Here is a 14,323-nt window from a genome sequence, read left to right on the forward strand (position 1 = left end):
TTCACTCATCAACTACATCTGTAGCGATGGCTGCCTCAAATTTTTCCATTAACTCTGAGGGCGAAACAACGTCAACGTGCTCGACCTGAATGTTCAACTCGCCAAGTGCTTCTTCAGCACGTGTCATGAGTGTAGGAGATGGTGCCATGCCGGCCAGAATGGCCGATAGGTAACCCTCAACGGCTACAAGTGCCCGTGCCGACATATCTATCGCACGGGACCCTTTGATCCCCTGCTCAGTCATCTGACTCAGGAAGCCTTGGCATGACCCATTGAGAACAAGACCAGCACGGGTCAGCCCCGTGAAGGTTAGTGCTGCGCTGGCACCTACCAATCTGCTTAGGCCTGATTTTAAATCTTCGATACCTGTACCGCTGTCCAAGTGATCGGTGATTGAGCGTCGGGTGAGTGCCAACTCTTTGATCGCTTGCTCTACAACGCTGGCGATGACATCAGGCTTTACCCCTGGAATACGCAATGATTGAATGGACTCGTTGGAGTCAAGCCGCCTGATATGTTCATCAAGGAACATGAAATCCGACTTGAGCTTCTCAATCACCTCGGTTGTGAACCCGTCTACGGAGGCTACCTTCTCCACTCGTGCAAGCGACTGAGCCGCGACTGCGGCCATCTCGCTCTCGTTCACCATGTAGAAGACGCTGGCAACCTGACGGATTGAGGTCCTGAAGGTAGCAATCTGGGCATCAAATGTTTGCGGGGATTTACTCGTGATCGCCCGTCCAAGGGAAACCATAGAGGTTTCCAATAGCGGTTTGAGTTCTACTACCACATCCTTAATCGAGTCAGCACTGGCGGTTTCAATACGAGCTTGAAGCTCCGCGAGGGATGTAGCGTCGACAGACTTTCTGACGTTGAATACTGCCAGCACGTCTTCAATGGACTGGGGTAGTTTCGCAGACATGCTTAAAACAGAGAGCAGTGATTTAAACCGAGTTACACCTAGCGTAGCTTTGGCTCCTTCCTCTCCGTCTGACTCGGCTTTCTGGATGGCAACAGACAGCATACGAATCTTTGAAAGGGTATCCCCAGCCGCTCGGATTGCACCTGAAGCAAGTGCTTCCGTCAGGCACTCCCCGACCCACCAAAAGCATCCGACTTCCAAGTCGCTTGTTACGACCTGAAGCTCGCGCAAAATGTCGCGTAGTTCGATAACCGCAGCTCTGTTCTGATTGGTCATGTACGCGCTGAAAGCGGTTTGGAATCGCTTGGGCGAACGACCAAAGACATCCTGGCGTTCATCGTCCGTAGCGTCGCGGTTTCGATGTGGGGGCTCGACGTACGCGAATTCCACATCCGGGGGAAGAAGGTTGTCCTCCTCCAGTAGGGGGACGCCACGGAGCTCCCTCAATTCGTTGATTTGTTTGGCAAGGATGCCAGAGCTATCTGGAGCGCCGTCTACAACCATACCCAGAAATTTCGGTATCGTCAGAAGGCTACCCATGATTGAAACTAGCGCCTGCTCAATTTTCTCTTGAGGTAGTCGATTGTCTGAAATGTTTGTAACGATGATTTTCACTTCAAGTGCTAATGCACTACCACCGATGCACTCAGCAACATCTAGCGCGGCATGAATGTCCTTGACCTCGACCTCGACATTTTTGAATGCTGCATCGCGATCCTTGTTTTGATTTTCAAACCACACAGGCTGTGCATCGAGTGGTGGATACGCTAAGGCCTTGGACTTTTTGTTAAAGACTTCAAGCTGCAACTTGGTCGTGTCGACGCTCTTCTGTATAGGAGCCCGAAGCCAGGTCAGTTGGGCGATACGCAGTTTGTTAGACATCGACAGACCTTTGGAATACGTTGGGGTTACTGTTGGGAATACGAGTCATGGATGGGTTTGACCAATTGAGGGTCTCCCCGGGGCCTGTTATGAGGTGGCCGCCAGGGACCAACATTGCTGCGAGCCGGTCCAGGATTTCGTATCTAGTATCAGTGCGGTAGTAGATGAGCATGTTCTGTGTAATTACGATGTTCGGGTTCGCTAGTAGCACGGGTCTGTCTTGCAGAATGTTGTGCTCCTCAAACGTCACCATTTCACGGACGAACCTGTGAAATCGCATCTTGTCTCCGCGGGTCGGGGCTGCGGCCACTAAGCCAACACCCTGATGTCTTGGATACAAGCCCTCACGCGCAGTGCTTATGCACACAGATGAAACGTCGGTACCGTGAACTCTGAAAGTCGGGTGGCCAGCGTCAAGAAGTGCCGAAGCGATGCTGAAAGGCTCTTCTCCGGACGAACACCCGACAGAGAGAATCCGTGGTGAAGTAATGCCTTCGCATAACTTGACGATTCTTTGAGTGGCTGGAAGCGATCGAAAAAATCGGGTTTCATGGTTGGTAGCTAGGTGTAACAGCATTGACCATGTCTCACCGTCCACACGCCCCGACTTTCGCCGTTCATCCAGGCTTTCTAAGTCCAAGCCTATACTTTCAATGTATCGGTTCAGAGCGCTTTTGAAAGCGGCCTGGCGGTTAGCATCAATCTGTATTGAGAACCTAGCCTCGATAGTCACCAACCATCGGTCGAATATGTCCAGTTCAGCCGGTACATCGAGGCTATTCATCTTCAGTCCTTGGAGAATTGAGCGATCGTGCTCTGCAGGTCTTGAGCTTGCCTGTTAACGTTTTTGATCGCGACAGCTGTTTGCTCGCTAGCAGCGCTGTTGTCAGCGCTGTACTGATTAACGCTATCAACCAGATCTCCAACGTCGCCCGACTTAGCCTTGAGCTGCTTTGTGTCCTCGGTTGCACGCTGTGCACCCTGAGTCAGGTTGCCAGCGAGGTCCTTGATGTCTTTCAATGCATCTTGAGCGACATTCGATCGGTCACGGAGCTTGTCTGTTTCACGCTGAGCACGGTCAACTGCAGACTGGTTTTCGCGCGCGGCATCGTTCATTGTTTTCAGCTGGACATTGATCTGCACAACCGCGTCTTTAGTCTCTTCACTCAGTCGGGACATCGCCTTAGCTGCGTTGGCAATACGGATTGATTGCCCCTTATCCTGGAGCTCATCTGCCATAAGGTTTGCGTTGAAAGAAAGCATCGCAGCCCTGGAAGCTACCTCAGCAACCACCTGAGCAATCGTTTCCAGAACCTGGAAACTCTCGATCATGTGTTTAGAGCGGTGTTGGATAGACAGGGTCTGCTGTTGCAGCTCTAGGATGTTGTCATGAACCTGTGTTACCGACGATTCACCCGAAGCAACCTTCTGCACCATGTCGTCAGAGATCTGTTGAGTCTCTAACGTCATGTCCTCGATCTGGTTGATAAACTGGGAAAGATCGCCAAACAGTTGGCTGATGTGTTCAATTGCCTTGTCCTGCTCGCCACGATTCTGAGCTACGTTCTGCTCAGTAATGAGGGTTTGCTCCGTCGCTGCAGAAAGGCCAATGATCGTCTCTTTGACTTCGTCAAGAATCGTGGCGAAATTGCCAAATGTCTTGTTGAGCCCCTTGGCAATATCGCGGGTAGCTTCGTTATCTTCAGTCAATCTGGTATTGAGCTTGCCCTGCCCTACCAGCTCGATTTCATCAAGCAGCAATTTAAGATGCTTAGATCGGGTGCTAATCGAGACCTCTTGATGACGGCCCTGACTTTCAATGGATTCAGTCCGGCTGCTGGTAATTGATCGCATCACTAACATCGAGATGATCGAAAGGAGCAATGTCAAACCGCCCAGGCCTGCGACGATAGTGATGCCCATGGGGCGGCTGTCAGGCAGCGCTTCAACTGAACCGATGAGGCTGGCAGCCGACGAAGAAACACGGTCACGGACATTCCAAATAGTTTTCGCATGCGGAATGTTTTCACTCACACCTGACGCGTTATCAATGGTCTTTTGGACCAGCCGTACTACCGATTCAGCTTCCCGATAGCTTTTGATCAAGGGGATCATGAAGTCTTGATCTTTAGGCAGTGTCGGCCCGAGCCTGGCCAATGTAGCCACATACTGGCTGAATGCACTCGCAGCCGCCCTCAACGTATCGCTATTGATAGGCCCATCAGAGCTCAGGGCTTGTTGGCCTTCTTCTAGCGACGCTACAGCCTTAGCAAGCTGTACTTTGATCTGCGGTACGGCCCCTGAGGATTCAAGGATTGCACGAGCCTCCTTCGAAGCTTTCAAGGCCTCAGTTGCAGTTTTTTGCGTGTCAGCGAGGGTCCTGCTGTATTGATCCGTGACTGTACGCTGACTCACAATTTTGGAGATGGAAGGAGAAATCTCGGCCCATACCTTCTGAAGTGATTCCAGGTTCGCAAGCACAACTGGAGGAGCGGGTTCGATACCTCGGACTGGATCACCGTTCCGCAGAGCAGCAAATGCTTTCTCTACAGTATTTTCCAGATTGTCCATATCGGAGTTGTAGCTGCTATCCGTCGCAGCCCGCTCAGCCAGATAGATGGCCTGCATCGCGCTTGTTTGAGCTTGATAGCTGGCCTTCAGTAAGAACCCTTGCTGGGTGTTGTTCTTTAGGAATTGATACCCGGTATACCCGGCTGCGCCACCCGACAGGAGGACCAAAATTGTTGCTAGTGAAACGATGGAAGAGTTATTGCTCATGCAGTCCAATCTCGGGTGGGGTCAAGTGAGGTCAACGTTCTGCAGCTTGTCGTCTGCTATTAGCGCTGGGAGATCAATGAGGGCCCAGGTGCGGCCCCTTGCGGTTACAACTTTCCGCATGCTTTTTCCAAGCCCTGGGGGAATCATGAAGTCGCTCTGATCGCAATCCCGAAGCTCGCTCGCAAGCACGAATTCGCAAATCTCATCAACGACAAGTGCCACGTTACCCACTCCTTCACCGCCTTTAACAAACAGGGCAGCTCCTGCTTCAACTCCTAGGGCTGGGTCTCTGAATATGTTCAAAAAACGGGAAATATTCACGAATGGAAGGAGTTGCCTGCCCAGTCTTCCAGCACCCATTAACCATGGCTTGGTGCCTGGAATTTGATTGAGAAGCTTCGGCACCTGATCTACAGCAATGATCGAGGTAGACGGGCTAAGGCAGTAGGTTTCACCTATCCGGTAGCCGGCAAAGTGCATCCCCCCTTTCTGCTTTAGGCTATTCAAGGAGTTCATCCATCTCAGTTAGAGCTTGTTCAAGCTTCGCGCGTGTGAAAGGTTTGGTCAGATACAGATCAGCGCCGCTAATGAGCCCAGATTGCTGGTCAAAAACGCTGGTTGCTCCAGAAAGCATTGCAATAGGTTTATCACCCCAATCCTTCCATCCTCGCAGGAGCTCAATGAGCCTGAGGCCGTCCAGTTGGGGCATTTCGCGGTCAATAAAACATGCATCGGGATTTGTTTCACGTATCACGGCCAGGGCCTTGTACCCATCCTCAGCGACGTGAACCTCGTACCCGAGTTTTTCAAGCAGCGTGATACCTAGTTTCCGCATACCGCCGGCATCATCGACGATGCAGACAGATCTGATTTTGGGCATATTGAATCCTCTTCTATGCCCTAATAGTGAGGTTCAGGTGCTCCATATCTGGGGTGTCAGTGGATCTGAGGGGGTTTTTTTTTGGCTGGCGTTATGTTCCTTTGGTTTAGGAGATCCCCATGCCGTCAAAAACAAGCCATCGATCTGCATTTGCCTCTGATCCGAAGTTTCTAGAGCGTCTGGCAAAACAGGGGGTATCCCCAAACGTACTAACAGCTGCTTCACCTCCACTTGGTGGAAGCACCCAACCATCCGCTCGTAAATCTGAAAGCAAGGCCACTACGCGCATGCGCAAGGTGCGTGAAGCCAATATGGACGGGCGGAATGACAGGTTTGAGTTTGATCCGGTGACTAAATCCCTGAGTGCTTTTTTCCCAGGTGCCCTCCTCCTAGGACTCAACTTGATGTTGAGGGTGCATGATGCAAAGAGCACTTCACTCAAGGTGACGTGGGTTAAACGGATTGAGGCGATGAAGGTCGAAGGCATGCCCATCTTCAAAGATTGGCTTGCTCACGCCGAGTACCCAGTCATCGTTGAAGAGATCTACATAACCCCTGAAGTCAGACTTCTAGACCATGAATCAGTAGCTGCGGCGTGCAAACCCATCCTTGATGCATTCGTTGTAAATGGCTTTCTACCGGACGACAACGGTCAGTTTATTGCTCATCCCCTCGCCTTCACTGAAAGGGGTCAACACCACGGTCTCCTCATCCGATTTAAGCCCACTACTAAGCCGTGGGGATTGATCGATGACGACACAATGCTCAGAGCTAGGACTTCTATGTTTGGATATGAATGATCAACAGAATGTGCCACCTACTACGCGTTGGGTTTTCATGGCGAGGCCCTCTGCGTAGCGTTAGCAGCAATCGCAATTGCATGGGAATTCATGGCTTGACCTTGCAATAAAATTCATGTCGGGTATACCTGTGTATCCGTTACACGAAAACCAGAGTGGATACACGTGTATCAATTAGATCCGAAAAAGTTGTCCTGCCTGGGTATCCAGGAGGTACCTACAACCCTCATGAACATTGAGGTAGAGCGCCTTCACCCCGGGGTTTGGCAGAAGCGGAAGTCCTTCAATGAAGAATCATTGGATGACCTTGCGGACTCGATGAAAACTACAGGAACGAACGTTGTGCCCTTGATTGTGTCCCTTCGACCTGATGGGGACTTCAGCATTATTGCTGGCGAGCGTAGATGGCGCTCAGGGAAACGACTGGGTTTTGCAACCCTAAAATGCGAGGTTGGAGCCTATAGTTATGAACAGGCCGCATACATTTCAGCTATTGAAAACCTCCAGCGTACTGACCTCAACCCCATCGAGGAAGCAACCTCGTACCACGATCTATGCACTGACTTGAGTCTCTCTCACGGCGACCTGGCTATTCAGGTTGGCAAGAGCCGAAGCCACATCTCAAACTATGTTCGCTTGCTTGATTTGGACATTCGAGTTCGCGATTCTTTAATTAGCTCCCGGCTTTCCTATGGTCATGCCCGGCCGCTCTGCTCTCTCAAAAACAAAGCTGATCAACGGAACATTGCTGAAAAAGCTGTTCGGTTTGAATGGAACGTCCAGAAGATTCAACAGGCAGTGAACGCCCTCACTCAGCGTAAGCCTTCCCCTGTGAAGCTGTCTGATACGGATCCTGACCTCAAGCGTCTTGAGCGAGATATTTCGGAGGTCACAGGACTTGATTGCGTAGTTAAACGCACGCCTAGCGGTAGTTGGCAGTTAGGATTTCTCGCGCCGGAAAGTGAGTCGTTCACTGGCCTTCTAGATCGTTTAGGTGTCCGCTTCGATTCTGATTTGGAAAACTAAATCCAGACATCATGTTTTTGGGACACCTACCCTCCACTATTAGATAAATACATATGGATTCCCCGCAGATGCCTTCTCGCCCTAACCTCATAGCTTCATCTAGTTCTGAGCGCGAGGGCTGGCAGGAGATCCCCAGCGGTACAGCTCCAGGACCATTCCGCATGCGAAATCTTTTCAAATTGACCTTGTTGGCTGCGGCGCTGACTCTTGCTGGATGCGGATCTTCAGCCTCCAAGCCTTCAGAGTTGTCTACCCTTGAGCCACAAAGCCAGTATGACGATCGCATTCAAGATGCATTGGGCGCTCAGAAGTACTCAGAAGCCCAGATGCTCTATCAGCGCAGGTTCAACGATTACCAAGCCCAGATCGACGATCTTGAAAAGAAGCGCCGTGATCTTGATGCAAGACTCAACGCTAGGGCTTACGAGAATGGCTTAGCCGACGCCCCGGTTTCAGACACTGAAGCTGGCCGTATACAAGAGTACCAGGAGGCTTCAAGAGCCTCTCAATCACGTGTAGCCGAGGCGACTTCTCGTATGGCTATCCAACAGTCCCTGATCGAAAACAGGCGCGACAAGGAGCTGCTAGAAGCGGACAGCAAAGCCGCGAAGCTGATTGCCGATATTGAGATCAATGCCGCCAAGGAACTTTCCAAGGTCGAGGATCGCATCAATCAAGATATCGAGGGCCGGCGCAGTATTGATAGCGCTGAACGGCTTGCAGAGTCAAAGCGATTTGACGATCAACGTTTCACCCTTGCATTGGCTAACGCTGAGGCTGAGCGGCTTGCTAAGGATCGTCGTGATCAAGAGTCATCTGCTTTAGATAGAGCACGAGCCCAAGCTGCCACGCATGTGAGCTCTGAAGAAGCTAAAATTGCAGAGCTTAAGAGACAGATTGGCGTAATCGAAGCCAACTTGGTCAAGATCCAAGGCGAAGATCAGCTAGTAATCCGGACTCAGGAATCTAAGCTGAGCTTCGCCCAGGGGGAAGTCGACAGGTTGGCTAAGATCAGTAGCGACCTCAAGACGTCGGCATCACCCACTCAAGCCGGGATATCTCCAGCAGGCTCAGACTATGTGCAGGCAAAAAACTCTGAGTTCAGTCGCGCTCGAGCTGATTCGGATGTCCGCAAAACTCAAATGATTGCTGAAGTGAAGTCGCAATCGGCTCGCGATAAAAATGACATCACTGCAAGAGCAAGGACAGAGCTAGCATCGCTTTCCGCTAACACTGAAATGGCTAAAGCTGATGTCATTGCGCCTGTTGTTACCGGTAGGGCTGTCTACAACGGGAGTACGAAACCCAAAGCAGCGGCTAAGCTCCCGCCTGAGTTGCCTCAATCGCTTCCAAAGGCTGTTGCAGCTGCGCCTAAGCGCGCTCCGGTTCTCACCATAAGTAGGTTCGAGCCTAAAGTAGATGCACAGCCAAAAGTAGTCACGAACGATGAGATCGGTGGCTCTGTTCTCGCCGGCGGTCCTCGAGTGTCCGCTCCGGCCGCGCAAGCTTCTGTTTCTCCCTTGGTGGTCTCGCCCAAAACGCGCTCGGTTTATGATGTTTACTATGTCTACAAGGACGAGGGCAGCTGGACTAAATTTCAGCAGTTTCTAAAGGCTTATGGGATCACAGATTTCGAGCCCACCAGGAACAACAAAGCCGGGGAGTTTTTCATCTACTGTGGTCGTTACTACGATAAGGATGAAGCAGCGACTCGTGTTGCATACCTCAACAAAACGACGGCCACATCCAACGTGAAGGTTCGCGAAACACAGGTTCCTCGCTAATAAAAAGATTCCGCATGCAGAATCTTTTTTAACTGGTCAAAATCCCGCATTGCGTCCAGATCGAAAAAATATTTGCGCATGCGGGGTTTTATCCTTGAAAATGCCCGCGATGCGGTTACATTGATCTGCATCTGCAAAGGAGCCAGTCATGTCACCGAAGAAACGCACTCACAAGCCTGCGAAGGTAATTGTCATCGAGAATCAGAAGGGCGGCGTTGGTAAAACCACCATCGCTTACCACCTCAGCTGCTACCTGGCTGAGCAGGGGTACAGAACCCTCGCCATCGATCTTGACGGCCAGGGTAACCTCTCAAGCCGGTTCCTCGATCGATCAAAGCGAGTCGGTGGCTGCCGCTCAGTTCATCTCTTCAATGAAACGGCACCTGACCTCCAGCCGCTCGACACACCAGACGGAGTCGATTTGATCTATTCCATTGACCGCGACGTAGAGCTCTTCAACGTTGAGCGTATGGATTTCGACAAAGCTCTGATTAACTTCAACCAAAATCTTGACCCGATGCTGGATGATTATGACTACATCGTCATGGATACACCTCCAGCCCACGGTAACAAAATGTCGGCTGCGAGCATCACCAGCAATTACATTTTCGTTCCTGTTGAGATGGCTGCTTTTGCTGTAACCGGTGTTGAGAGTGTTCTCGAAACCCTGGCTGAAATTCAACGCTATGTGTCTGATAGGCTTCAAGTGACCGGCGTGATTTGCAACCGACTCCGCCCGGTCAATTCTCACACTGAGGCCTTAGCCGAACTTAATGCTGCCGGCGTAAACATTCTGACTGCTCGTTTGGGGACAAACGGCGCTGTCGATGATGCGTTGCGCGATGGCGTGCCCGTGTGGAAGAACAAAAGAACTGGTGCACAACGAGAAACGGCCAAAAGCATGGTTTCTCTGATGCAGGAAATCTGCGGTTATGTGGGTGCCAAGATCCTACCGCCACAGCCAAAGGCTGGTGCGAAGCAATCAGGAGGTGCTAAATAATGGCCCGCGATCTTTCCCGTCTGAAAGGCCTTTCCAGCGTAAATGCGCTCACAGAAGGAGCTCAGCAGGGCACGGTACTCGAGCTGGACCCAAGTCAAATTCGCGTTGAGAAACAGGTTCGTAAAAAGTTTCGTAATATCGAGGAACTGGCAAGATCGATGAAAGAGGAGCAGCAATCTCCGATCATCGTTTCCCCACTCGACAAAAATACGAACACCTATCTGCTGCAGAAAGGCGAGCGCCGCTTGCGTGCCGCGATACTCAACGGTGAAGGTTTCAAGATCAAAGCAATCGTCGACCCGACTGTTCGATCAAAGTCCAAATCCACAGCCAGTCAGTTGGCCGAAAATATTCAGCGTGAGCCGCTCACTCCGATCGAAGTCGCAATCGCGCTGGTGGATTTACGGGAGCAGATGAAAGAAGAGGGTAAGAAAGGCACCGGCCGTGAGTTGGCAGACTATTGCAACAAACCTGAGTCGTGGGTCTCTAAGCACCTGGCACTGGCGGATCTGCCTGATGAGCTTGCAGCTCTGATTGATGATGAAATTACCTCTGATTCGGAATTGATTCAGTCGCTTGCCAAAATCTGTGAGCTTAAACCTGATCTCTATTTGCAACTGATCGATCAAGCCCGGTCTGAGGGCGGTCTCAGCCGCTCTGAGGCTCGCGATCACCTCAAAGCAGCCAGAGGCGGCTCCGCGCCAAAGAGCCAGCCGATTACGCCTACAGTAACGCCTCAGCCTCAGCCTCAGCCTCAGCCTCAGGGTCAGGGTCAGGGTCTTCCGTCTACGACTGTGCAAAATGGCTCTAATGTTGATCCTGGCGGAGCAGGGCAGGGCGGTACACAAAAATCCGGGCCGGACCAGAAAGGCGCGTGTGAAGAAGACCTTGCAACCGATACAAACGGTGTAGCGAGCCCTCAACCGATTCTGCATGCAGATAATTCTGGATCAGTATCCGGTGCTGGCCATGCTGAATCGACGACCCCGACACCAACGACAAGGCAGCAACCAAAGAAGCTTGGGAAAACCGATGTACTCGAGATTCCACCTGAGCAGATGGTTATGCAGGTAAGAGTCTCCACCGACAAGAAGCAGTTCACCGGCGAGCTACTCCTGAATGTAATTTGCGGTAACCCGAACAAGGGCATGGTTTCATATCTCGATGGAAGCAAGCAGCAAAGAGGGCTGTTTGACTTGGATCAGATCGAAATCATCACTCTTGCTCAGCTAGCCTCAGGTGACTAAAAGTTTCCGCATGCGAAAACATTTGAAGGGCTTCGGCCCTTTTTTTTGTGTGCGAATTTAGGACATGCCGTCCTTGATTCCCAAAGAGCGGATACGTAGTCTGAAGGTGTTATTAGTGATCTCCCTGTGCCTTGAGTATTTCTCAAGCGCTGATCACGACCTTCTCCGACCTACGTTATTTCGTCGGTTTGTTTAGGTGGTCTGTCTGGGGGTGCTACTTCTCCTCCGACCTGACTCATCGTTTTTGCTTTTGCTTTTGCTTTTGCTTTTGCTTTTGCTTTTTGCACTTGCTTCAGCTGCATAGCTTGCCTTTGACTTATGGTCTTACGGCTTTGCTGATTTGTTCTTTAAAAAGTCATTGTCTTTAGTTTTCTCTCAGGATTGCTTCCTGCGACTTGTCGTTTGGTGTTTACACATCCATCCGTCACCTCGCTCACTCGCCCATCTCTGCTTTCTTTTGCATGTGGTCGGTCTGCTTGGATTTTGACGTTTGTGTGTGTGTCCTTTCGCACTCACCATCCCTCATTATCTTGTCGCAGTGCGCCGTCCCGATCTTTAAACCTTAGACACTCTGCTGGAGTATCAAACCTCCACAGAGCGGTGTGTATCGACCATTTCCTCACGTGTCGTTACTGAAAACTTCGTTGTATGCCTCCATGTTCGCCGCTGCTCTTTGCTGATTATCAGCTCTTGATGCGCAGTTCATAGTTGTATACCTCGACCTCAGTGCTTCGTGATGTAGGTTTTGGAGCTTTTTCATCGCACCCATGACTTTGTCTGGGTACCCCTCGTACAGCTTTTCTCAAGGCTGTAGGAGCGGTACTCAGGCACAAGCAATCCAAACAGGCCCTGGCGTTCGCGTCAGGGCTTTTTGCGTTTCTGGTACATCGTGTCCTTGAATCAAAGCTCCGACGGCTTTAGCGTCATAGGTGATCTTTTTGCCAGTTTTTCGCATGCGCAATTTCGCATCGAATTCTGTCGAAGGTTCCTCGTACAGCTATTTGCTGCGCCAGGGCTCTTTAAAAATCCGTATTCACGTAACACACCCTCAAGGGCACGCCTAATGCCCTTTGGGACATGGCTGCCTCTTTTTTCTAGGAGATACAGTCATGTCAGATAGTAAAAAACGTCCTCCTTTGAAGGACGAGGTTGCCGATATTGTTGAGCGCGCTGGTGGTTGGTTAAACGTTATCGAACGTGTAGCCCCTATTCTCGCGCCTGCAGTTCGACATCATGGTCACGGCGTAGATTGTCCTTTCCCAGAGCGTCATCGGGAAGGCGGCGGTCGTGACTCCTTCAGGTTCTCCGAAAAGTCGGACCATGAAGGCAGGGCCATTTGCTCTTGCAACCAAGACGGATGGAGTCAGTTTGATCTTCTGATTCAAGCTGGTGTTGGCAGTAATTTTGTCGATGTCTGCCAGGAGATTAAACGGGCATTTGGTGGCGGTATTGAGGCGTATAAGGCTAAGGAAGCTCCGGCTCCTCAGCGTCAGCGTCCTCGTTCAACTGCTGAAGAAAACGCAATCAAGGCGGCCTCGATGAGACAGATTGTCAAGGATTGTTTTCAAGCCTCACAGTGGCGGGTGATCCCAATCAGTGGGTATACGGCAGTTTTGGGGCGACTCCAAAATTGATCACTGATTTCGATGAGATGTTCATTAGTCCGGTGCCGGCAACGAAAGTAACCTTGAGTGAGTCGTTCCGGTCTCCTCAAGCCATCATTGAGGCGGGCTACAATTTGGTACAGAACCTCTCATCAGGAATGAACCGCGGCCCCAGGTCGATATGCATACCCAAGGCGCAAGATCAGTCTGTCAGGATCATTGGTGATGATCAGGAGCAACTTCAAAGCATATGCCAGTCTGCAGCAGCAGATGGCTACAAGGTCTTGATACTCATCGATAGCGACGCGGACAAGGCTTGGGTCGACTACGCGGTTGGGGACCGGATTAGAGAGGACCGGGCCTCCGGCGGTCGGACTATTCGTGTTCGTTCATTCCACAAGGCGAAGGCTCTTGAAGCGGACATAGTTGTAATGGTCGGAGACCCATCGGCTGGTATTTCGTCCTGGTACCGAAATCAGCTCTTCAAGTTAGCGGGTTTCAGCTCTGGTGGAGACTCTGCACCGGGTGATACGGTCTACCATGGCGAGGCATTGCGTCTAGCGCACGTGGCAATCACCAGGGCGAGGTTGAAGTGCGTTTGGTTTCCCAACCGGAGTTTGGACACTGTTCGGACAGCGAGCGTGCTGGGCGGGTTACTGCCGGGGCTCTTCGTTGATGAGCGACGTAATTGATGCACTAAGTTATTAGATGAGGCCTGACTGACCTGCCAGGTGTAGATATCGATGAGGCTTTTGGGATAGCTGATATGCGGCGGTAAGAGGTTGAGAGTCGCAACCTGAATCCCCATTCGCCCCAGAAGGCAGAGTTACCATCAGCGTTGGTGTCTGCGCTGCTGCAATTGAAATAGCAGCTAAAGCTGATGGAGGCCTCTAGTTAGCCAGGCACCTCGGTCACGATCAGGCGGTTCTGGCTTTCTGACACGAAGTCTGCATAGGACATCATCATTAACCTCCTAACCGGTTCTGGGATCACTTTTGCCTCTATTGCGGCCCCTTCATAAATAGCTTCTGTTTCAGGGGCTCTAAATACGCCGTGGGGAACCCAAGGCTCATGTCCTAACCACCGCCTAGCCTGGTAGTCGATCGTCCAGCCGTAAACCTCGACCCAAAGGTGTGGGCGCACGTTAGCTCCGCGGATGGTCAGTTCGCCGGCTTTTATGATTGGTCGATGACCTCTCTCCGTCAAAATGGAGTAGACGACTCGAGAGAACCCATCGCATTCGACGTCTGCGTGCTGGAGCGGGTCAAAAAGTAGAGCCAGTTCATCGCGGGTCACGGTTGATCTCCTTTGTGGAGTCATGACTTTAACGGCGACACAACATCTTCACCACCCGCAGGCTTCTGGCACAGCTTGGCCGGTGTGAAGGTAGGGTATCAATA

General features: G+C 51.3%; 13 protein-coding genes. 6 read left to right on the forward strand and 7 right to left on the reverse strand.

What is annotated here, in order from left to right:
* Position 1: 1 nt before the first annotated feature.
* Genes A7D21_RS27275 through A7D21_RS27295 form a run of 5 tightly spaced genes read right to left on the reverse strand, consistent with a single transcriptional unit; the run spans position 2 to position 5,462 of the window.
* Positions 2-1,804 carry a hypothetical protein gene (locus A7D21_RS27275; RefSeq protein WP_069553136.1) on the reverse strand — a complete coding sequence of 601 codons (1,803 nt, stop codon included), beginning with the start codon at positions 1,802-1,804 and terminating at the stop codon, positions 2-4.
* The gene (locus A7D21_RS36705; protein WP_069553137.1) at positions 1,797-2,588 is read right to left on the reverse strand and encodes a protein-glutamate O-methyltransferase CheR; all 792 of its coding nucleotides are present in this window, start codon (positions 2,586-2,588) and stop codon (positions 1,797-1,799) included. Before A7D21_RS36705 ends, A7D21_RS27275 begins: the two co-directional genes overlap by 8 nt.
* Positions 2,589-2,590: 2 nt before the next feature.
* Positions 2,591-4,582 carry a methyl-accepting chemotaxis protein gene (locus A7D21_RS27285; protein WP_069553138.1) on the reverse strand — a complete coding sequence of 664 codons (1,992 nt, stop codon included), beginning with the start codon at positions 4,580-4,582 and terminating at the stop codon, positions 2,591-2,593.
* A gap of 21 nt (positions 4,583-4,603) precedes the next feature.
* On the reverse strand, positions 4,604-5,089 hold the full coding sequence (locus tag A7D21_RS27290; protein ID WP_171902646.1) for a chemotaxis protein CheW: 486 nt from the start codon (positions 5,087-5,089) through the stop codon (positions 4,604-4,606).
* A complete protein-coding gene (locus tag A7D21_RS27295) occupies positions 5,082-5,462 on the reverse strand; it encodes a response regulator (protein WP_069553139.1) in 381 nt (126 codons plus the stop codon). The genes A7D21_RS27290 and A7D21_RS27295 overlap by 8 nt, the downstream gene beginning before the upstream one ends.
* Positions 5,463-5,581: 119 nt before the next feature.
* Here A7D21_RS27295 and A7D21_RS27300 point away from each other — a divergent pair, with 119 nt between their 5' ends.
* The 5 genes from A7D21_RS27300 (at position 5,582) to A7D21_RS27320 (ending at position 11,319) form a co-directional block, all read left to right on the forward strand.
* Complete coding sequence (locus A7D21_RS27300) at positions 5,582-6,262, forward strand: hypothetical protein (protein ID WP_069553140.1); 681 nt, start codon at positions 5,582-5,584, stop codon at positions 6,260-6,262.
* Positions 6,263-6,490: 228 nt separating this feature from the next.
* A complete protein-coding gene (locus tag A7D21_RS27305) occupies positions 6,491-7,288 on the forward strand; it encodes a ParB/RepB/Spo0J family partition protein (RefSeq protein ID WP_083272249.1) in 798 nt (265 codons plus the stop codon).
* 161 nt (positions 7,289-7,449) lie between these two features.
* Positions 7,450-9,072, forward strand: a complete 1,623-nt coding sequence (locus A7D21_RS27310) for a hypothetical protein (RefSeq protein WP_069553142.1) — start codon at positions 7,450-7,452, stop codon at positions 9,070-9,072.
* A 148-nt stretch (positions 9,073-9,220) separates the two neighbouring features.
* Positions 9,221-10,072 carry a ParA family protein gene (locus A7D21_RS27315; RefSeq protein WP_069553143.1) on the forward strand — a complete coding sequence of 284 codons (852 nt, stop codon included), beginning with the start codon at positions 9,221-9,223 and terminating at the stop codon, positions 10,070-10,072.
* The gene (locus A7D21_RS27320) at positions 10,072-11,319 is read left to right on the forward strand and encodes a ParB/RepB/Spo0J family partition protein (RefSeq protein ID WP_069553144.1); all 1,248 of its coding nucleotides are present in this window, start codon (positions 10,072-10,074) and stop codon (positions 11,317-11,319) included. The genes A7D21_RS27315 and A7D21_RS27320 overlap by 1 nt, the downstream gene beginning before the upstream one ends.
* A 170-nt stretch (positions 11,320-11,489) precedes the next feature.
* Here A7D21_RS27320 and A7D21_RS36340 read toward each other — a convergent pair whose 3' ends face one another.
* Positions 11,490-11,621, reverse strand: coding sequence for a hypothetical protein (locus A7D21_RS36340; protein ID WP_256556517.1), 132 nt, complete (start codon positions 11,619-11,621; stop codon positions 11,490-11,492).
* An 807-nt stretch (positions 11,622-12,428) separates the two neighbouring features.
* Here A7D21_RS36340 and A7D21_RS34755 point away from each other — a divergent pair.
* Positions 12,429-12,953: a hypothetical protein gene (locus A7D21_RS34755; RefSeq protein WP_177343810.1), complete on the forward strand. Its 525-nt coding sequence runs from the start codon at positions 12,429-12,431 to the stop codon at positions 12,951-12,953.
* An 864-nt stretch (positions 12,954-13,817) separates the two neighbouring features.
* Here the strand turns inward: A7D21_RS34755 and A7D21_RS27330 are convergent.
* Positions 13,818-14,219 carry a hypothetical protein gene (locus tag A7D21_RS27330; RefSeq protein WP_069553146.1) on the reverse strand — a complete coding sequence of 134 codons (402 nt, stop codon included), beginning with the start codon at positions 14,217-14,219 and terminating at the stop codon, positions 13,818-13,820.
* Between the last annotated feature and the right edge of the window lie 104 nt (positions 14,220-14,323).

This window comes from Pseudomonas sp. AP19 (genome assembly GCF_001728855.1).
Taxonomy (GTDB): Bacteria; Pseudomonadota; Gammaproteobacteria; order Pseudomonadales; family Pseudomonadaceae; genus Aquipseudomonas; species Aquipseudomonas fluorescens.

Excerpts from the sequence above, each read along its gene's own strand:
- A7D21_RS27275 (WP_069553136.1), bottom strand. The coding sequence starts at position 1,804 with ATGTCTAACAAACTGCGTATCGCCCAACTGACCTGGCTTCGGGCTCCT.
- A7D21_RS36705 (WP_069553137.1), bottom strand. The coding sequence starts at position 2,588 with ATGAATAGCCTCGATGTACCGGCTGAACTGGACATATTCGACCGATGG.
- A7D21_RS27285 (WP_069553138.1), bottom strand. The coding sequence starts at position 4,582 with ATGAGCAATAACTCTTCCATCGTTTCACTAGCAACAATTTTGGTCCTC.
- A7D21_RS27295 (WP_069553139.1), bottom strand. The coding sequence starts at position 5,462 with ATGCCCAAAATCAGATCTGTCTGCATCGTCGATGATGCCGGCGGTATG.
- A7D21_RS27300 (WP_069553140.1), top strand. The coding sequence starts at position 5,582 with ATGCCGTCAAAAACAAGCCATCGATCTGCATTTGCCTCTGATCCGAAG.
- A7D21_RS27305 (WP_083272249.1), top strand. The coding sequence starts at position 6,491 with ATGAACATTGAGGTAGAGCGCCTTCACCCCGGGGTTTGGCAGAAGCGG.
- A7D21_RS27310 (WP_069553142.1), top strand. The coding sequence starts at position 7,450 with ATGCGAAATCTTTTCAAATTGACCTTGTTGGCTGCGGCGCTGACTCTT.
- A7D21_RS27315 (WP_069553143.1), top strand. The coding sequence starts at position 9,221 with ATGTCACCGAAGAAACGCACTCACAAGCCTGCGAAGGTAATTGTCATC.
- A7D21_RS27320 (WP_069553144.1), top strand. The coding sequence starts at position 10,072 with ATGGCCCGCGATCTTTCCCGTCTGAAAGGCCTTTCCAGCGTAAATGCG.
- A7D21_RS36340 (WP_256556517.1), bottom strand. The coding sequence starts at position 11,621 with ATGCAGCTGAAGCAAGTGCAAAAAGCAAAAGCAAAAGCAAAAGCAAAA.
- A7D21_RS34755 (WP_177343810.1), top strand. The coding sequence starts at position 12,429 with ATGTCAGATAGTAAAAAACGTCCTCCTTTGAAGGACGAGGTTGCCGAT.